The 18,029-nt window shown below is 68.8% G+C and carries 18 protein-coding genes; 10 read left to right on the forward strand and 8 right to left on the reverse strand.

Annotated features, from left to right (window positions below; all coding sequences use genetic code 11):
• Positions 1-72 precede the first annotated feature (72 nt).
• Complete coding sequence (locus ACFW2Y_RS09155; RefSeq protein ID WP_384875721.1) at positions 73-1,512, reverse strand: ATP-binding protein; 1,440 nt, start codon at positions 1,510-1,512, stop codon at positions 73-75.
• Between the two features lie 1,600 nt (positions 1,513-3,112).
• Here ACFW2Y_RS09155 and ACFW2Y_RS09160 point away from each other — a divergent pair.
• On the forward strand, positions 3,113-3,262 hold the full coding sequence (locus ACFW2Y_RS09160) for a 4'-phosphopantetheinyl transferase superfamily protein (RefSeq protein ID WP_384875723.1): 150 nt from the start codon (positions 3,113-3,115) through the stop codon (positions 3,260-3,262).
• Between the two features lie 237 nt (positions 3,263-3,499).
• Here ACFW2Y_RS09160 and ACFW2Y_RS09165 read toward each other — a convergent pair whose 3' ends face one another.
• Entirely contained in the window at positions 3,500-4,396 is an 897-nt protein-coding gene (locus ACFW2Y_RS09165) for an LLM class flavin-dependent oxidoreductase (RefSeq protein WP_384875725.1), read from the reverse strand.
• A gap of 14 nt (positions 4,397-4,410) precedes the next feature.
• Positions 4,411-4,809, reverse strand: coding sequence for a RidA family protein (locus ACFW2Y_RS09170; RefSeq protein WP_384875728.1), 399 nt, complete (start codon positions 4,807-4,809; stop codon positions 4,411-4,413).
• 196 nt (positions 4,810-5,005) lie between these two features.
• Between ACFW2Y_RS09170 and ACFW2Y_RS09175 the strand changes: the two genes are divergently transcribed.
• From ACFW2Y_RS09175 to ACFW2Y_RS09185, 3 genes are read left to right on the forward strand one after another with little or no spacing between them, the layout of a single operon-like run.
• Positions 5,006-5,989, forward strand: a complete 984-nt coding sequence (locus ACFW2Y_RS09175) for an L-tyrosine 3-hydroxylase (protein WP_384875730.1) — start codon at positions 5,006-5,008, stop codon at positions 5,987-5,989.
• A gap of 30 nt (positions 5,990-6,019) precedes the next feature.
• Entirely contained in the window at positions 6,020-7,039 is a 1,020-nt protein-coding gene (locus ACFW2Y_RS09180) for a class I SAM-dependent methyltransferase (protein WP_384875733.1), read from the forward strand.
• A gap of 16 nt (positions 7,040-7,055) precedes the next feature.
• The gene (locus ACFW2Y_RS09185) at positions 7,056-7,472 is read left to right on the forward strand and encodes a cupin domain-containing protein (protein WP_384875735.1); all 417 of its coding nucleotides are present in this window, start codon (positions 7,056-7,058) and stop codon (positions 7,470-7,472) included.
• A 94-nt stretch (positions 7,473-7,566) separates the two neighbouring features.
• Here ACFW2Y_RS09185 and ACFW2Y_RS09190 read toward each other — a convergent pair whose 3' ends face one another.
• On the reverse strand, positions 7,567-8,661 hold the full coding sequence (locus ACFW2Y_RS09190) for a branched-chain amino acid aminotransferase (RefSeq protein ID WP_384875738.1): 1,095 nt from the start codon (positions 8,659-8,661) through the stop codon (positions 7,567-7,569).
• A 95-nt stretch (positions 8,662-8,756) separates the two neighbouring features.
• Between ACFW2Y_RS09190 and ACFW2Y_RS09195 the strand changes: the two genes are divergently transcribed.
• The 3 genes from ACFW2Y_RS09195 to ACFW2Y_RS09205 are packed head-to-tail and all read left to right on the forward strand — an operon-like array spanning position 8,757 to position 11,289.
• On the forward strand, positions 8,757-8,984 hold the full coding sequence (locus ACFW2Y_RS09195; RefSeq protein WP_384875741.1) for an MbtH family protein: 228 nt from the start codon (positions 8,757-8,759) through the stop codon (positions 8,982-8,984).
• A complete protein-coding gene (locus ACFW2Y_RS09200; protein ID WP_384875744.1) occupies positions 8,981-10,777 on the forward strand; it encodes a gamma-glutamyltransferase family protein in 1,797 nt (598 codons plus the stop codon). The genes ACFW2Y_RS09195 and ACFW2Y_RS09200 overlap by 4 nt, the downstream gene beginning before the upstream one ends.
• Positions 10,778-10,800: 23 nt before the next feature.
• Positions 10,801-11,289 carry a VOC family protein gene (locus tag ACFW2Y_RS09205; protein ID WP_384875747.1) on the forward strand — a complete coding sequence of 163 codons (489 nt, stop codon included), beginning with the start codon at positions 10,801-10,803 and terminating at the stop codon, positions 11,287-11,289.
• Between the two features lie 72 nt (positions 11,290-11,361).
• Here the strand turns inward: ACFW2Y_RS09205 and ACFW2Y_RS09210 are convergent, their stop codons facing one another.
• On the reverse strand, positions 11,362-12,345 hold the full coding sequence (locus tag ACFW2Y_RS09210; RefSeq protein ID WP_384875749.1) for a LuxR C-terminal-related transcriptional regulator: 984 nt from the start codon (positions 12,343-12,345) through the stop codon (positions 11,362-11,364).
• A gap of 345 nt (positions 12,346-12,690) precedes the next feature.
• Between ACFW2Y_RS09210 and ACFW2Y_RS09215 the strand changes: the two genes are divergently transcribed.
• The 3 genes from ACFW2Y_RS09215 to ACFW2Y_RS09225 are packed head-to-tail and all read left to right on the forward strand — an operon-like array spanning position 12,691 to position 15,507.
• On the forward strand, positions 12,691-13,320 hold the full coding sequence (locus ACFW2Y_RS09215; protein WP_384875752.1) for an LmbU family transcriptional regulator: 630 nt from the start codon (positions 12,691-12,693) through the stop codon (positions 13,318-13,320).
• Positions 13,321-13,337: 17 nt separating this feature from the next.
• On the forward strand, positions 13,338-14,408 hold the full coding sequence (locus tag ACFW2Y_RS09220; RefSeq protein ID WP_384875755.1) for a methyltransferase domain-containing protein: 1,071 nt from the start codon (positions 13,338-13,340) through the stop codon (positions 14,406-14,408).
• Between the two features lie 28 nt (positions 14,409-14,436).
• Entirely contained in the window at positions 14,437-15,507 is a 1,071-nt protein-coding gene (locus ACFW2Y_RS09225) for a prephenate dehydrogenase (protein ID WP_384875758.1), read from the forward strand.
• Positions 15,508-15,753: 246 nt separating this feature from the next.
• Here ACFW2Y_RS09225 and ACFW2Y_RS09230 read toward each other — a convergent pair whose 3' ends face one another.
• The 3 genes from ACFW2Y_RS09230 to ACFW2Y_RS09240 all read right to left on the reverse strand — a co-directional run.
• Complete coding sequence (locus ACFW2Y_RS09230) at positions 15,754-16,710, reverse strand: aromatic amino acid lyase (protein ID WP_384875761.1); 957 nt, start codon at positions 16,708-16,710, stop codon at positions 15,754-15,756.
• A 145-nt stretch (positions 16,711-16,855) separates the two neighbouring features.
• Positions 16,856-17,803: a TauD/TfdA family dioxygenase gene (locus ACFW2Y_RS09235; protein WP_384875764.1), complete on the reverse strand. Its 948-nt coding sequence runs from the start codon at positions 17,801-17,803 to the stop codon at positions 16,856-16,858.
• Positions 17,804-17,831: 28 nt separating this feature from the next.
• Positions 17,832-18,029: phosphopantetheine-binding protein (locus ACFW2Y_RS09240; RefSeq protein WP_384875767.1), on the reverse strand; the 198-nt coding region annotated here is incomplete at its 5' end.

The raw sequence follows: 18,029 nt of genomic DNA on the forward strand, positions 1-18,029 counted from the left end.
GCCCCACCCGCAGCCCCGCCCGGCACGGGCAACGGTTGCGGTGGACGGCAAGTCCGGCCGCAGGCTCCGCGGCTATCGAGGCTGCCATGCCCGTACGAGGTCCTCCGGTCCCCAGTACGCGGTCAGCGGCAGATCATCGGCCACCCCGCAGCGGGAGACCGCGACCATCGGGGTGTCCGGGGCGGTACCGGGAACAGCGAGCATGTCGCGTACCAAGGCGTCGTACTCATGACGGCCGAAGGGCTGGGTCTCCAGCCACTTGACCGACCCGACGAAGTGCACCTGCCGGGCCACCGGCTCGCGGTCTGCACCGATGAGGTCGATCTCGGGGTTGTTCTGACGGTTCCACCAGCCGCCGATGGCCTCGGTCTCGGGCCACTCGGCATTGGACATCAGGCGCAGCAAGGACTCGCGGATCAGCGGCTCGACCGCTCGCCCGCGCCAGGTGGTCCATGACCGCTCGATGCGTTCCAGTGCCAAGTCACCGCGGCCACGCTCGATGAGCGGGATCGCGCGCACCAGGAAGGCCAGCCAGAACCGGAGATACGGGTCAGCGATCCGGTAGCGCTTGTTCTTGCTGTCCGGCTTGACGGACAGGGGGAGATCAGCGGCCAGGACTCGCTTGGCCTGCAGCATGGCCAGCAGCGGGGAGAGCGTGCCGGACGGCAGCGCGCTGACGCCGCCGGCCTGGGCCGCAATGGCGCTGAACGTACGCTCGCCGCTGCCAACCGCTTCCAGGACGGCCCGTGAGTGCGAAGCCTCGGGAAATTCACCCAGCAGGGACAGCTCGCCGGCCACCAGCAGGGGCGAGAGAGGATTGGCGACCGAAGCCCGCAAGAAGTCCGTACGCCCCATACCCGGCCGCCACGACTGCACGATCTCGGGGAATCCTCCAGTGATCAACTGGGCGTCGACGGCCCCGGCGGCGTCGAGCCCGGTCATGGCCTGCACGTCGGCCAGGTTCAGGGGGCGAATGGTCATTTTCGCTGCCCGGCCGAAGAACGGGCGCCCGTACGACTGCAGTGCCTCCATCACCGATGTGTCGCTGCCGACCAGCAGCAGAAGCACGGGCTTGGAAGACAGGTGACGGTCCCAGACGGTCTGGAGTGCGCCCTCGAATTCCTGATCCTGCTCGACCAGCCAGGGCACCTCGTCAATCACCGCGATGCTGGGTGAGTCATCGGGTACCGCGAGCGCCAGCGAGCGCAGGGCCTGGTTCCAGTCCTGCGCCTGAAGGCCAGCCACCAGCTCCACCCCCGGCAGCGGCGACTGCGCGAGGGCCGCGGCGAAGTCGGCGCGCTCAGTCACCGGGTTACGCCCTCGGGTGGCCTGAAACACCACGTACGGCGCTCCCGAGCGGTCGCAGAACTCCTGGACCAGTCGTGACTTCCCCACCCGGCGCCGGCCCGTCATGACCACAGCCCGCCCTCGAGTCGCTCCACCACCCTCTGCCACTGCCCGGTACTGCTCGCCCAGCAGTTCAAGATCCCCGACCCGACCTTGAAACTCCATGACACCCCCGGGAACTAACGTAGATAGATTATTACGTAGATTGAATCTTACTTCACCTCAAGCGACCTCATGAACAGAGTGCACGGATGGCCACGGAGAGTGAGATCATCGGGGCATCCGACGCCTATCAGCGGGACTGGCGCCACAGAGGTCGGCGCGATTCGACCCAGATCCGTCCGTGCGGATCGCGAGGCGCCCCTTGCCTGCGACGGGACGGACGGGTGGATGTGATGGGCCTTCAGAACGAGCGTCATACGAGCGTCGACAACCCGACGGGCGCGCGGACACGCCTTGCGTCACCATCGCCGTGCCCGTCTGAAATCGCAGGTCAGACGGGTACCGCAGACAAGCCCCGCGCTTCCCCTGCTGGACGAGGGGAAACAGGTCAAGCGGACGACGCTAACCACAAACCGCAGGTCAGGAGCCCTTCGCGGCCGGCTCCAGAATCGCCACGCACTCCACGTGGTGAGTCATCGAAATAGGGTCTAGCCGAAACAGGTTAAAGAAAACCGCAGGTCAGCGGCCTGTGATGTGCAAATTGGACAGGCCGCTCGTGTGCGTTACGTGCAGAGTGGGCGCTATGTGCAGCATGCTGACGCTCTTTGCCCACCACTGGTCACGGCAAACGGGGCCCTAAGCTACCCAGGAAGCCGGTCAGGCATGAAGGCGGCACCGCCGGCTCCACGCGGGTGTCCGAAGAGAACCGTGCCGGCCTGGCTGACGGTCGTACGCCCGCCCAGGAGTCTCAGCGAGATACTCGCCCCTCTGCGTGTGCTGCCGCGCCCCTCCAGCAAGGGTTGGGATCTTGGTCGGCGGTACTTCCGGGAGGCGAAGCGCCCGGGCCCGGCCCGGCGTAGCCTCCGCCCACAGCCTCGGCGGCCAGGCTGGCGCGCCAGTGGGAGCTGGTCCGCCGTGCCGAGGGTGGAGCCGCTGGTGCCGCGCCGCGTGGTCCACGCCTCGTGGGCACCGTGGGGCCTCCTCGGCGAAGTAGGCCGCCGTGCAGGCCCGACTCCACAGGTGGGGTAGTCGTACCCTTGCCCGCGTGGAGCTTGCCGGGCCGATTCGGGCCGGTTCCGCCCGCGGCAGTTCGACTCACCGGATCCCGTCGCCCTCTCGCGTACGAAAGCGCTTTGCATCCCGAATCCCCCGGGGTCGACGTCGTCAGGACCGGCGTGGGCACTGCCCCGACTGGTCGTTGGCCTCCTTGCCTAGCCTCATCGGGTGAATACGTACGTGAACCGACTCGGCAGCAACGCACCGCAGACCGGCGTGTTGTCGGCGCCGAGCGGCTGCTGCGGGACGGCGACCGGCGCCGCTACCTGGCCTCGCACGTGGGGCTTCGGGTGCTGCTCGGCTGCTACCTCGGGCTGGCCCCGGCGGAGGTGACGCTGTTCCGCGAGAAGTGCCCGTGCTGTGGAGGCCCGCATGCTCGGCCGGCCGTAGTCGGCGGCGGCGGACTACACTTTTCCCTCTCGCACAGCGGCGACGTGGCCTAGCTCGCCTTCGCGCAGGTGCCGGTCGGAATCGACGTAGAGGTGATTCCGAGCGCGGCTGCGGTGGCCGACGTACTAACCACCCGCACCCGGCAGAGACCAAGGAATTGACCGCGCTCCCAGAGCCGGACCGACGGGCGGCGATGGGCCGCGTGTGGACCCGCAAGGAGGCCTACCTCAAGGCCACCGGTACGGGCCTGGCGCTCGGGCTGACGGAGCCGTATGTCAGCTCCGTGAACACCCCGGCTGGACCCTGACCGACCTGCCGGCCCCGTCCGGTTACACGGCAGCCCTCACCCTCCACACCCCGAAACGGGCGTCGACCTCCGCTTCCACGTAACGACCTCGCAGGTGATCAGCCCGAGTCCGCACTGAGGCGCGCAAGCAGTGACCTGAGTCAGACCTTGCTGCGTGCGGTGCTTACAGGTCTCGGCAGGTGGAGGGAGCTTGTCCACCTTGCGGACCTCCCTTGGTGGCGGGGATCGGGAACGACGTCAGAGGTGGCGGACCTTGGGCAGTGCCTCGTCCGCGATGCGGTGGAGGATGTCAGGGTCAGCCGTGTAGATGCCGTGCTCCCGCGGGGCATGCAGGACAAGGTGGGTAATGCCCGCCTTCGCGTACCGTTCCGCCTGGGTCAGGAAGGCGCTGGGCGAGGAGAGGAAGTCACCCGCGGACGGCGTGACCACGAAGATGCGGTCCATCTCACCGAACTCGCGCCCGTGCCGGGAGCAGGCCTGTCGTAGTGCGGCGACCTGGGCGGTGACCGCGTCGAGGCACTTTTCGGGCGTGAAGCCCTTGGCCCAGTTCTTGGGGCCGGTCGTCACCCAGGCCTGGCCGTGCCGGGCGGCGAGATCGAGCCCCCGCGGACCGGCCGCGGCGATGGCGAGCGGGAGCCGGGGCTGCTGGACGCAGCCGGGGATCATCCTGGCCTCATAGGCGGAGAAGTGCTCGCCAGTGAAGGTCGTCACGTCGGAGCGGAGCAGCCGGTCCGTCAGCTCCACGAACTCCTCGAAACGTGCCGCGCGTTCACTGGGCGTCAGGTCCTCCTGGGTGAGGACGTGCGAGTCGCCCGCCCCCACCGAACCCGCTCCGATGCCCAGGACGAACCGGCCGCCGGAGATGTCGTCGAGCGCGATGGCGTCCTTGGCCGCTGTCACCGGATGCCGGAAATTGGGGGAGGTCACCATCGTCCCCAGGGTCATCCGACGGGTCACGACCGCCGCGGCGGCGAGCACCGGGAAGGTGGAGAACCAGGCCTCGTCCTGCAGGCTCCGCCAAGACAGGTGGTCGTACGTCCAGGCAGAGTCGTAACCCAACTCGTCGACGGTCTGCCACAGTCGCGCGGACCGGGCCCAGCGCTTCTCCGGAAGGATCATTACGCCCGTACGCATGGTCGGCTCCGCCCTCAGCCTTCGGCGTCGATGACGACGGCGTCGGCCTCGACCTCGACCAGCAACGAGGGGTGGGCGAGGGCCGACACCTCCACGATGGTGCTGGCCGGCAGGACGTCTCCGAAGAACTGGAGGTGGACGGCGCCGATGGCCTCCAGGGCGCTGATGTCAGTGACGTAGAAGCGAGTGCGCACCACGTCCTTCAGCCCCGCGTCGGCGTCCTCGAGCGCACCTTGGATCCGGCGCAGGCACTCGGCCGTCTGGGCCACGATGTCCGACCCGCCGACCGGCCCGTCGGGGGCGGAAGCGGTGCAGCCCGCCACGGTCACCCAGGGGCCCGTACGGACCGCTCGAGAATAGCCGAATATCTTCTCGAAATGAGTTCCGGCGGCAATGAGAGTGCGCTGCGACAAGGTATTCCTCCTCTTAGGGAAAACATGGGCAGAGTAGCCGGTTGCGGGCTCCGGATCCCAGAACCGTCCCGCCGGCGAGACAAGTCGGCCGACAACACACATTCGCACTTCCGGCCGATAGGTTGAGATGCGATCCCAGGTCACATGTTTGCACCCACAAAATGTCGGAGTTCTTCTACCACACCAGAAAGCACTCATGAACGTCTCTGATGCAAGAGATCTCTCGACCGCGCCGCCGAGGTCGGACAATTGGGAATACGGTGGCCATCTCTACGGACTGGAACCGCTCGCCCTCCCCGCGAAGTGGTCGCAGTGGACCCCCGCCGAGAGCTCGCTCCGGGGCGACGCCGCGGAGATCTCGCTGGGGGATCCCTCCGCCTGGGAGTGCGACGCCGAGACGGCGTCGGAGCTGCGGCCGGCCGACGACGGGGAGACGGATCGGTTGTTCTGGTTCCGGTGGATCACCGGACATCAGACGACCTTCACCGTGTGGCAGCTGCTGGCCGAGACCCTGCACCAGGGCCGGCTCGCGGACACCGGCCCCGCGGCCGACGAACTGGCCCGCAGGGCCCGCTGCCTGGTCCGCGTCTACTCCCTGATGCTGCTGTACGCCAGCTCCCCGCCACAGGAGACGTACGAGCGGGTCATCAGGGACCCCATGGCACGCCAGCACCCCAACCTGAGCGGCGCCTGGGCCCGCGACTACGGAGACATACGGCCGCTCATCCGGGGCCGGATCGGCTTCGGCAGTAAGCTCGAAGCGGCAGAACTCGCCCTGGAATGCCAGCTGAACGAGCAGATCCACGAGGGCATAGCGGCGCGGGTCGTGCCCTCCGGGGTGTCCCTGCTGCTCTCCCCGAAAGCCCGCCGGCAGACCCGGCAGCTGAACCGGGAGACGCTGCTGTGGCTCTACGACGGCATCTTCCTGACCAGCAGGGCGCCCGTGTCGCGCGACACGGTGGTCCGCCAGCTCATCCGGCGGATCCACGCGATCCTCCTCGACATCCGCGCCAACGGGCTCTATCCGCTCAACGGCCCCGATTCCGCGCCCGAGCCCCCTGAGCTGATGACCGACAGCGTCCTGGCGTTGAAGGACTCTTTCGCCGGAGTTTTGCGCGAACTCGTCGATCTCTCACGACTGTCGGCGGCGGACGTCGGCCAGCCCGTCACCGCCTCCTGAACCTCGACATTCGAAGAAACGGGTGTATCCATGGCTACAGCGCAAGAAGAAGAGAAGTCGGCAGCAGAGGCGCAGTACTGCGCCGACACCTTCAACGGTGCCATCGCCTCGGCCGCACTGAGCGCGGCGTGGGAGATCGGCCTGCTCGACGAGCTGGCCGTCAAGCGCCAGGTCGACATAGCGGAATTCGCCCGGGACCGGGAGGCCCACCCGGAGACCATACGGGCCTTGCTGGTGGCTCTCTCGGCCCGGCGCATCGTGTCGCTCGACCCACTCAGGACGACAGCGTTCACCGATATGGGTTTCGAGCCGGCCTTCAGCACCAAGGGCTTTTTCTACTGGCTCACCCGCGGCTGCGGCGAACTGCTGACGACCCTCCCCACCAAGGTCGCGAACGAGGACAGGCAGGGCCACTACGCACGCCGTGACGCCCGCGCGATCAGCGTCGCCTGCCGCAACATCGCCCGCACCTTCTTCGACCCGCCGTTCCGGGACCTGGTCCGGGACCTCGACATCGGCACGGTCGCCGACCTCGGCTGCGGCAGCGGCGACCGGATCGTCATGCTGGCCGACATGCGGCCGGAGATCAGCGCGATCGGCATCGACGTGGCCGAGGGAGCCATCTCCGTCTCCCGGGACGCGGTCGCCGAGGCCGGGCTCGGGAACCGCATCACGCTGGTGCAGGACGACGTGCTGAGCTTGACCCCCCGCCCCGAGTACCAGGACGTGGACCTGGTCACTTGCTTCCTGATGGGACACGACTTCTGGCCCCGGGAGAACGCCGTGCGCACCCTGCGTTCCCTGCGCGAGACCTTCCCCAACATCAAGAACCTCGTTCTGGGCGACACCTGCCGTTCCACGGACGTGAACGGCCCCGAGCACCCCATGTTCACGCTCGGCTTCGAGACGGTGCACTCGGTCATGGGCCAGTACCTGCCCACCCTCGACGAGTGGAGCTCGACGATCGAGGAGGGCGGCTGGCGCATCGCCGACCGCCGCATGATCGACCTGCCCGCCTTCAGCTTCATCTACCGCCTCACCCCGGCCTGAACACCAGGAGGACACCATGACCACCGAAGCAGCCTCGCAGGCCGGCCGACAGCGCCCGCTCGTCGAGCAGAACCTGCCCGTCTTTCAGACGATCGCCGGCCACTACGGCCAGACCCCCTTCTTCCTCACCCAGGACATGCTCGGCGGGCAGCCCATCGAGATCGCCGGCGGCGAGATCAGCGACAAGGTCGGCAAGCCCGTCGCGGCCCCCCACACGCACGAGGTCCCGGAGATCTACGTCCTGATGTCACCGGAGCCCGGCGGTGCGGTCATCGAGGTCGTCGCCGACGGCGAGACGCACGAACTGGTCTCCCCCGCCGTCATGCTGATCCCCACCGGAGTTGTGCACCACTTCGTCACCAAGAAGGCGCAACCGGGCAGTTACTGCCTGGGTGTGCTGCTCACCGGAGACAAGTCCGTTGCCGTCGGCTGATGACGCTCAGGACGAAGGGGTCTTCGGCGCACACCGCGCCGAAGGCCCCTTCGTCCTGCCGGAGCGGCCGGGCGGCGGCTCCGGCAGGACGTGGTCAGGCGATCCGGGTCGTCCAGCCGAACGGGTCGGTACTGCGCCCGTACTGGATGTCCGTGAGCGCGGTGCGCAGCCGCTCCGTCACCGGGCCGGGCCGACCGTCACCGATGCGCAGGTCTCCCATGGCGCCGCGCACCGCGCCGATCGGCGCCACCACGGCCGCGGTTCCGCAGGAGAACACCTCCCGCAGCCGGCCCGAGGCGATGTCCGCCCGCCACTCCTCGACGGAGTAGGGCCGCTGTTCCACCGCCATGCCCTCGGCCCGTGCCAGCGCGATGACCGAATCACGCGTGATGCCGGGCAGGATCGAATCACCGAGGGGCGGCGTGAGGAGGGAGCCGTCGTCGAACACGAAGAAGATGTTCATCCCGCCCAGCTCCTCCACGTAACGCCGCTGGGCGGCATCGAGGTAGACGACCTGGTCGCAGCCGGACTCCATCGCCCGGGCCTGGGGCAGCATCGACGCGGCGTAGTTCCCCCCGCACTTGGCCGCGCCCGTGCCGCCCGGCGCCGCTCGGGCGTGATCGTCCGAGACCCAGACGGTCAATGCCGCGCTCCCCACGAACGCCCCGCCCACCGGACAGGCGATCACCCCGAAGAGATATTCCCGGGCCGGGCGCATTCCGAGATACTCCTCGGTGGCTATCTGGAAGGGGCGCAGGTAGAGGCTGGTTCCGGGAGCCTGCGGCAGCCAGTCCAGATCCGTCCTGACGAGTCCCCGTGCAGCGCCCAGGAAGACGTCTTCGGGAACGGCGGGCATGGCCATCCGGCGCGCCGAGCGCCGCAGTCGCCGCGCGTTGTCCGCGGGCCGGAAGAACTGCGCGCCGCCGTCCGGCGTGCGATAGGCCTTGAGCCCCTCGAAAATCTCCTGGCCGTAGTGGAGAGCGGCGGTCGCCGGTGACAGCGGAAGGGGGCCGAAGGGTTCGATCCGGGCGTCGTGCCACCCTTTTCCTTCGACATAACGGACGGTTGCCATGTGCTCGGTGAAAACCGTCCCGAATGTCGGATTCTGCAGTCGTGCCGTCCGCTCCTCCGGCGCCAGCGGGTTCTTCGTCAGATGTCGCTCGAAGGTGAATTCACTTGCGCTTTCCATGAGTCACACCTCTGTAGATCGGACAGAATCAGACGAGCACAGGATAGCTTCGTGTCCCGCTGGCGAGACGACGAAAAGGACGGTGGGCGGCAGCCATGGGAAACCCTTTTGACGACGAGAGCGCAACATTTCTCGTATTGACCAACGACGAGTTGCAGTGCTCCCTCTGGCCTTCGTTCGCCGATGTTCCACAGGGCTGGCGCATCGCTTTCCCAGAGGACAGTCGGCAGAACTGCCTCGCGTACATAGAGGAGAACTGGACGGACATGCGTCCCAAGAGCCTGGTCGACCAGATGGAGAACCTGGGCGGTGTGCCGCGGTGAACGCAGGACGCCCGGAACTCAGCGGCACCTTCGGCGCCGTCTCTTCCACCCACTGGCTGCCGACCGCGACCGCCATGTCGATCCTGGAACGCGGCGGCAACGCCTTCGACGCCGCCGCGGCGGCGGGCTTCGTCCTCCAGGTCGTGGAGCCGCACTTCAACGGACTCGGCGGCGACGTACCGGTGCTGTCGTACGCGGCCGCCACGGACTCGGTCCAGGTCGTGTGCGGCCAGGGCCCGATGCCCGCCACGGCCACCATCGAACACTTCCGTGCACTGGGGCTGAGCCACATACCCGGCTCAGGGCTGCTGCCCGCCGTGGTGCCCGGAGCCTTCGGCGCCTGGATGCGGACGTTGGCCGAACACGGCACGCTGCCGCTCGCCGACATCCTGGAGCACGCCATCGGGTACGCCGAGAACGGCGTTCCGCTGCTGCCCGGCGCGGCGGACGCCATCGAGGTGCTCGCCCCGCTCTTCGCCGAGGAGTGGAGCGAGTCGGGTCGGGTCTACCTGCCCGGTGGACGCCCGCCGAAGGCCGGCGCGCTGTTCCGCAACCAGGCGCTCGCCGACACCTACAAGCGCCTACTGAAGGAGGCATCCGCCGCCGGCGGTGGACGCGAGGCCCAGATCGAGGCAGCCGAACGCGCCTTCTACCAGGGCTTCGTCGCCGAGGCGATCGACTCGTTCGTCACCAGCAGCGAGGTCCTCGACTCCACGGGGCGCCGCCACCGCGGCCTGCTCACCGGCCAGGACCTGGCCGACTGGCACGCCACGGTCGAGCCTTCGGTGAGCCTGCCCTACGGCCCCTACACCGTGCACAAGCCCGGTGCCTGGTCCCAGAGTCCCGTCTTCCTCCAGCAGCTGGCTCTGCTCGACGGCTTCGACCTCGGCGCCATGGGGTTGGACAGCGCCGACTACATCCACACCGTCGCCGAGTGCGCCAAGCTCGCCTTCGCGGACCGCGAGGCCTGGTACGGCGATCCCGATCACAGCGACGTCCCGCTCGACGTCCTGCTGAGCCCCGCGTACACGGCGGAGCGGCGGGCGCTGGTGGAGGCCGGGGCCTCGGGAGTGCTGCGGCCGGGCTCACCGAGCGGGCGCACGCCCTTCATCCCCGAGCAGGCCATGGAGACCTTGCCGCCGGGCGGCGACTGGCGCGACCAGATCAAGAACGGCTTGCCCACCGTCGTCAAGGCCACGGCCGCCCGGAACGACACCTGCACCATCTCCGTGGCCGACCGCTTCGGCAACATGGTGGTCGCGGTCCCCAGTGGCGGCTGGCTCAAGAGCTCCCCGGTGGTGCCCGGTCTCGGCTTCTCGCTCGGCACCCGCGGACAGACGATGACCCTCACCGAGGGCCACCCCAACTCCGTCGGCCCCCGCCGCCGTCCCCGCACCACCCTCAGCCCCACGCTGGCGCTGCGGGACGGCAAGCCGGCGCTCGCGTTCGGTACGCCCGGCGGCGACCGCCAGGACCAGTGGACCCTCGGGTTCTTCCTCGCCGTCGCCGACTTCGGCGTCGACCTTCAGGCGGCGACCGAGACCCTGGCCTTCCACACCGACCACTTCTCCGCCTCGTTCACCCCGCACGAGTCCCGGCCCAAGGTGCTCACCGTGGAGCGCACCTGCGATCCCGGGGTGGTGGAGGAGCTGCGCGCCCGCGGACACGAGGTGGAACTCGCGCCCGCGTTCTCACTGGGCAAGGTCTGCGCCGTCGCGACGGACCGGGAAGAGGGACTGCTGCAAGCAGCGGCGAGCCCGCGCGGCCGACAGACGTACGCCGCATGCCGATGAACCCACGACCGAAGGGAGCCGCTGTGCTCGACACCGAGTCCCAGCCCGACCCGGCACAACTGACGCTCCATCACCTGGCGGTGCAGACCGCCGATCTCGACGCCAGCATCTCCTGGTACCGGGAGTTCCTGGGTGCCGAGGTGACCTGGACCCTGGACACCTTCTCCGACCTGAGCATGGAACGGCTACCGGGACTCTCGGGCCTGGCGGAGATCATGGTGGGCGGGATGCGGTTCCACCTGTTCTCCCGCGGCCCGGAGCACGCCGCCCCGCCGCCGGCGGACACCAACCAGTTCCAGCACGCCTGCATCGAGGTGCGGACCCCGGAGCAGCTGCGGCTGTGGCGCGAGCGGTGGGTCGATGTGTACGAGACCGGCGGATACGCCTTCGTCCGGGACGTGCCGCCCACCGAGATCGTCGTCGACAGCGACGGTGTCGAAAGCTTCTACGCATTCGACATCAACGGCATCGAGTTCGAGTTCACCTACCTCCCGGGCGAGCGGGCGGCCTGACCCCGGGGCCGCCCTGAGTCAGGCTCCACGGCCGGTCTCCGGGCGGCCGACCCGGGGCGGGGCCGAGCCCTTTCAGTCACCACCCTCGACGACACCGGGGTCGTCGAGCAGGAACCCCGAGGTGGCCAGCAAGTATCCGAGCTGCGCACGGCTTCCGCTGCCGAGGTGTTCCGATACTTTGCGTACGTGCTCCGCGACACTGCGCCGGCTCATCCCCAACTGCCGCGCGATGGATTCGTCGGTCTCCCCGGAGACGACGGCCTGCAGGATCGTGCGCTGGATGTCCAATACGACGACGCTCGGTCGCAGCGCCGAGTCGGGGTCAGCGACCGGGATGCTGCGCTTCCAGTCGCGGTCGAAGGACCGGGCGAGAAAGCGGACCACGGCCGGATGCCGCACTTCGAGCGCCGCGGTGCTGCGGTCGTCGGACACCGGTATGAAGGCGACCTTGCGGTCGCAGATGATCAGGCGCTCGAACACCTCGGTCAGCGTGCGTACTTCGGCGTCCGCCCGTGTGATCTGCCTGATGTAGGCGAGTGTGGGCTGATGGTGACGCACCGTGTGCTGGTACAGGGTGCGCTGCCGGGTCCCGCGGGCGAGTAGTCGCATGTCCCGCTCGAGCGCGCGGGCGAGATCGTCCGCCTTGCGGCCGCCACCCGGCTGAGCGGTCAGCAACTCCTCCTGGCAGGCGTCCACCGCCGCCGCCAACGCTCCGTTGATGGCGGTTTCGCCGCGAAGAAGTGTGAACGACTGCTGCTCGCCCCTTCTGGTGTCCGCGTAGACCTCCTCGAACAGCGAGAAGGCCGCCATGAGGGATCTCTCCTTATATCTCTTGGCGGCCAGTTCCTCTTGGAGGGGCTGCAGCACCGTGAAGGCCGCCGCGTGCGGGGGTACCGGAACCACGGCTTCGGAGTCGTCGGTACGGGGCTGTACCAGGCCGAGCGCCAGCAGGCATGCCGGCACCGGTCCCGCCGCGAACTCATCCTTCTGCAGCGCCGATTGGTAGTGGCGCAGTGCAACCGGACATACCGTCGAACCAGGGCGGGTGTCGCACATGTCCGACTCTGAGCATATTTGATCACCGTTCACAAAGTTGCACGTTACCTTCGTGCAGTCGCTCCTCCATCGTGCTTTTCCCGGGCGGCGGCCAGGATGGAGACCGCTGGAAGACGCACCGTGAAGGAAGCACTTATGTTGAAACTTTCCGTGAAGACACTTCTCGCCACTACGGCCGCAGTTCTGGCAATTCTGCTGCCCATGTCACTGCCGTCGTACGCCGAGTCGCCGGGCGACCCCATCACGCAACCCTCGGAATTAATCTCCCAGGACTCGGCCTGGGGGCCGTGACCTCCGTGCCCGTGAAACAGACCGAGCACGCGACGATACGAGGGAGTTGACCTGGTGGCCACCGATCTCCTCAAAGGGCGCTCCAAGGAAACGCATCGCCGGAGCGAACGGGTTCCGGCTGAGATTCCTGCCGCGCTGCTCCCCGATGACGCGTCCATCGCCATGGAGAGAACCCGGCTGCGCCTTCCGGAGAACCTCCCGCTGGACGAGTGGTGTCGCATCGGAGACCGCATCCTCTCCATCTCCGACTCCTCCGCCTGGTGGATCGGCGATTGGCTTGCCTTCGGTCAACAGCAGTACCGCGACCGGTACCAGCGGGCCATGCGGGAGACCATGCTCGACTACCAGACCCTTCGGAACTACGTATGGGTCGCCAAGAAGTTCGCGCCCTCCCGGCGACGCGAGAAACTGACCTTCCAACACCACATGGAAGTCGCCGGTCTGCCAGAGGAGCAGCAGAACCACTGGCTGGACTTCGCCGAGCGCTTCAAGTGGTCGCGCAACGAGCTGCGCAGGCAGATCAAGGCGAGCACGGCACCCGATGAGATCACGCCCCGGACCGGTGAGGTCGAGCTGAGTCTCAGGCTGGCGGAGAACCGGGTCCGGCGCTGGGAGGAGGCCGCGCAGCAGAGCAACAAGAGTCTGACCGACTGGATCTCGGCGGTGCTCGACAGCGCCGCCTGACGACGGAGAGGTTTCCCATGGAAATTCGGAGTGGCTACTCACAGTCCGCGCGGGCCGAGGTGGCTGAGCTGCACGACGCGGAACTGATCGGCACCTGGCAGCAGTTCCAGGCGTCCACCATGCCGGGCCTCATCAGCGCCATGCATCTGTGCCACGCCGTCCACGCCCTGTCCGACACGGGCCTGCTCGAGCGGTTGCGCGACGGCCGCAACAGCGCCGACGAGGGCTTGCTGGAGGGCATGAACCGGCGCATCGCCGCGAACGTGCTGCGCTACTTGGTGGTGCGCGGGCTGCTGGAGGACTGGCAGGGTACCTACACCCTCACCTACCAGGGCGAGCTGCTGACCTCGGAGATATCGCTCGCCCGGCTCGGCTTCTACGTGGAGGCCTACGGGCCGGTCACCCAGCGGATGAGCGACCTGATCACCGGCAAGGCGGTGTACGGCACCGATGTGCAGCGCAGCAACGGCCCTCTGAGCCGGCACTGCGGCACCGTGTTCGCGAAGTACTACACGCCGATCGTCCGGGAGGCGATGGCCGGCCGGGGAGCCAAGCGCATCCTGGACCTCGGCTGCGGAGCGGGCCAGCTGCTGATCGACGTCTGCCTCAGCGATCCCGAGGTCACCGGAGTCGGCCTGGACATCGCACCCGCGGCCGTCGAGGTCGCCCGGGAACAGGCCCGCCGGCACGGCCTGGAAGACCGGCTGGAGTTCGTGGTCGGCGACGCCTTCGACCCGACGACGTGGCCGGAGGTGTGCAATGGGGTCGAGGTCATCAGCGGCATCGGCGTCCTGCACGAGCACTTCCGCGACGGCGACCAGGCCGTCGTGGATATCCTCGATGCCTACGCCGAGGTCCTCACCGGGGAGAAGATGCTGCTCATCGGCGAGCCGGAGCCGTACTACGACGACCGTGAGAACGATTCCGACTTCTTCCTGATGCACGTGCTGACCGACCAGGGCTTCCCCGTCGACAGGTCAGACTGGGCAGACGTCATCGAGCGGTCCAAGCTCACGTGCCGACGCGTACTGACCCGCGCCACCGCCGGCCCCCGCATGTGCTTCTACGACCTCGCCCCGCGAGGCTAGCCATGACGCGGTACCAGGAGCAGCGCTCATGCGCTCCGCGCTCATAGTGGGAACCGGCGCGATCGGCACGTCGATCGCGCTGGCCCTGCGCGCACGCGGCGTCGTCACCCATCTGCGGGACACCGACGCCAGCGCGGCGCGAACCGCCCAGGACGTCGGCGCGGGCACCACCGCCGCACCGAACGGCACCGTGGACGTCGCCGTCCTCGCGGTGCCCCCGGCCGCGGTGGCCACCACGCTGGTGGCCCTCCAGCAGGAGGGTGCCGCCCGGTGCTACACCGATGTCGCCGGCGTGAAGGCGCTGCCGGAACGCGAGATCGAGGCCCTCGGCTGCGACCCGACGTCCGTCGTGGGCGGGCACCCGCTGGTGGGCAACGGACGCCCCGGGCCGCTTGCCGCCAGGGCCGACCTCTTCGAGGGATACCCCTGGGCGCTGGTACCCACCGAGGCCACGGCCAACCGGGCGCTCAACATCGCGCTCACGCTCGTGTCCCTCTGCGGTGCCACCCCCGTCTTCCTGGACGCGGAGGGGCACGATCTGGCCATGGCACGCGTTTCCCACGCCCCGCACCTGATCTCCACCCTGCTGGCCAGCCGGCTGCGGGACACCGAGGCCTCCGCTCTGAGGCTGGCCGGCAAGGAACTCCTCGACGTCACGCGGGGCGCGGGCGCCAGCCCCGCCCTCTGGGCGGACCTGCTGTCCGCGAACGCCGCCGCGGTCGCCGACGTTCTGGAGGCGTTCGCCGAGGACACCCTCGGCGCCGCCGCCGTGCTCCGCGCACCCGGCACCCCGGATGCGGCGCCGCTGCTGGACCTCCTGCGCAAGGGAACCCAGGGGCAGGTCGCCCTGCCCGGGAAGTACGGCGTGCCGCCCGCGGACCTCGCCACCGTGCAGGTCGTCATGGGGGACGACCTCAAGCAGTACGCCCGGTTCTTCGGGGACATGGCCGCGGGCGGGGTGGCCGTCGCCGACATCGTCATCGACCGTTCGGCCCACCAGGGCACGGCACGGATGTCCCTCACCGTCTCCGCCGCCAACAAACCCGTGCTCGTCTCGCGCCTGCGACGGCTCAACTGGCATGTCCAGGGCGGGCAATAGCAGCTGCGCCATGGCGGGCACGGGTCGTCGTGGATTCCACGCCGACCGGCGACACGTCGGTTCGCTCTGCGCGAGCCGCCTCGACAATCAGGCTTGCAAGCAGCGCGGAGAAGACGCCGACGTCCCAGCGGATAGCCGAACGCCCGTAGTCGCCGCGCGTTCGGCTTCCGCGACGCGGAGACCAGGGCCTGCGCCAGACGCCGCGTCACGGCCCGTCGAGCCCCCGGAGACCTCCGCGCCGCTCACTCAAGAAGGCCCGTACCGCCTTGCTGTGTCCTGCCGCGCCTGGCCGCCGCGGGCCGGCGCAGTGCCCCCGGCGAGCGCGGTGCACAGTGCGCTCGTGATCCAGTGCGCGTGATCGAGCGCCGCCACGACATGCGCGATCGCGTCGACACCGCACGCCACCCCCTGTCCCGGTGACCGGACGGCGGCCAGCCGAGCGGCGGCCGCGCCGATCACGACGTCGCCGCCGGCCGCTGCTCGTGCCGATCCCCGCCCCCGCAGAGTCAGCCCGAGCTGCTGGTGGGCGAAGAACGCCAGTATCCTCGCCCCGCGCACCTGGTCTTCCGATGCCCGCACGACCGCCTGGACACGTCGCGCCGTTCGGCTCTCCGCCTCGCACACCAGCAGATCGCCCTGCCGGATCACCTCGTCGCGCAGCGCGAACAGCTGCCGTTGTGCGGCCCACAGCACGTAGGGCTCTCGCAATCGGACCTCGGCGGACATGCCCTGCGGATCCAGGGCCTGGCCCCACACCACCAGCGGACGGAGCCGCACGGCGCAGCCCAACGTCGTGTCGATCAAGGAGCGCAGCCGTAGCTGTTGATGGAGGGCGCAGGCCAGTTCCGCCTCCTCACCTCGGACGAAGTCCTGTACGAAGCCGCTGTCCCAGGGCACCGGATCGACCCGGAGTTCGCGCAGCACCTGATCGGCGGGCGACTGCTTCCAGCCACCCGGGATCCGCTGCCACGCGAGGCCGTTTCCGGCGCAGCTCCGTGCGGCATGGCCGAGGGGCATCATGCCCTGGCCCGGAGGCCAGGGCACGACCGGTGTGTAGCCCCGGTTCCATTGCCGGGCGAAGGTGCGCCAGACGTCAGCCGACGGCCCCTTCAGGTCGCTCGCCAAGGTCCGGAGCCGCGACCACACCATGGTCCGGACGACCTCCGGCGGCAGGACGTACCCGCTCGCGGCCGGTCCGGGCACGACGACCGACCGATCCTCCGGTGCGCCCGAGCAGGTGGCGGGCCGGACTCCGGGGCAGTCGGCGGGGATGATCCTCCTTCCCCATCCGGACTGCCCCAGGAACGCGGCCACCGGGCAGGGCGGGTCCCAGCCCGACGGCCGCGCGTCAGTCGCCACGGTTGCGGTCCGCGGCGTACGCCTCCGCCATCGCCACCGCGATCCGCCGCGGCCCGGTGAACGGCTCGCGGCTGTGCGCCGTCAGCATGTTGTCGATGACCAGCACGTCGCCCCGCCGGTAGTCGAACCGGTAGCTCGCCTTGCGGTAGCAGTCACGCAGATGGTCCAGGACGTCGTCCGGGATCGGCGCGCCGTCGCCATAGAAGGTGTTGGTCGGCATCTCGTCGTCCCGGAACAGCTCCCGGAGCGTGCTGCACACTTCCGGCTCCAGGCTCGTCACATGGAAGAACGTGGCGTGGTTGAACCAGACGTGTTCCTTGGTGGAGGGGTGGGTGTGCACCGCGGAACGGGTGGCCGTGGTCCGCAGCGTTCCGTCGTCCAGCCAGAGGGTCTCGATGCCGTTCGCGGCGCAGTAGCGGTCCGCCTCGCCCCGGTCGTCCGTGCCGAAGACATCGCGCCAGGACAGGCCGAGCCCGTCGCGGAAGTTTCGGACCACCTGCCAGCCGCGGTCTGCGAACTCTTCGCGGACCGCGGGGTCGATGAGCTCGTAGACCGTGCGGATGTCGGCGAGGGCCGTCGCACCCAGGGTGTGCGGAGGCTCCACGCAGTGGAAGTAGAGCGCCATCGGCCAGCTGAGCTGGTACGAGTTCTCGTTGTGGAAGAAGATCTCCTCGTTGGCCGGATAGTCGGTGGACGTGTAGATGTGGCCCTGGATCGGGCTGCGGGGCGAGGACCGCTCCGCGTAGGCGAGCGGGGCCCCGGACAGCGCGCGGACGGTGTCGTCGAACGCGCCGAGCTCGTGGACGCCGAAGTCTCGGAAGAGAACGGAACCATCGGCCAACAGGTCGTCCCGCAACTGCCCTCGGTGTTGGGCCACGTAGGCGGAGAGGCTGGTGCCCCCGCCCTCGATCGTCCGTATGGTGCGCGTGTCTGGCATGGGCTTCCTCTGGGGATCTCGAACGGGATCAAGCCGGCCTGGCGGTGTCGGAGCTGCGGGCCGCAAGCATGCCTCGAACGTCGTCGACCGGCAGCCCCGTCACATCCGCGGTGACCAGAACCTCCACCTCGTGGGCGAGTTGGTGGATGGTCGGGTTTTCGAAGATGGTGCGTACGGGGCAGTTGATTTTGAAGGTTTGGGTTATTCGGGTGGCGACTTGTGTGGC

This window comes from Streptomyces sp. NPDC058877 (assembly GCF_042742855.1).
In the GTDB taxonomy this organism is placed as follows: domain Bacteria; phylum Actinomycetota; class Actinomycetes; order Streptomycetales; family Streptomycetaceae; genus Streptomyces.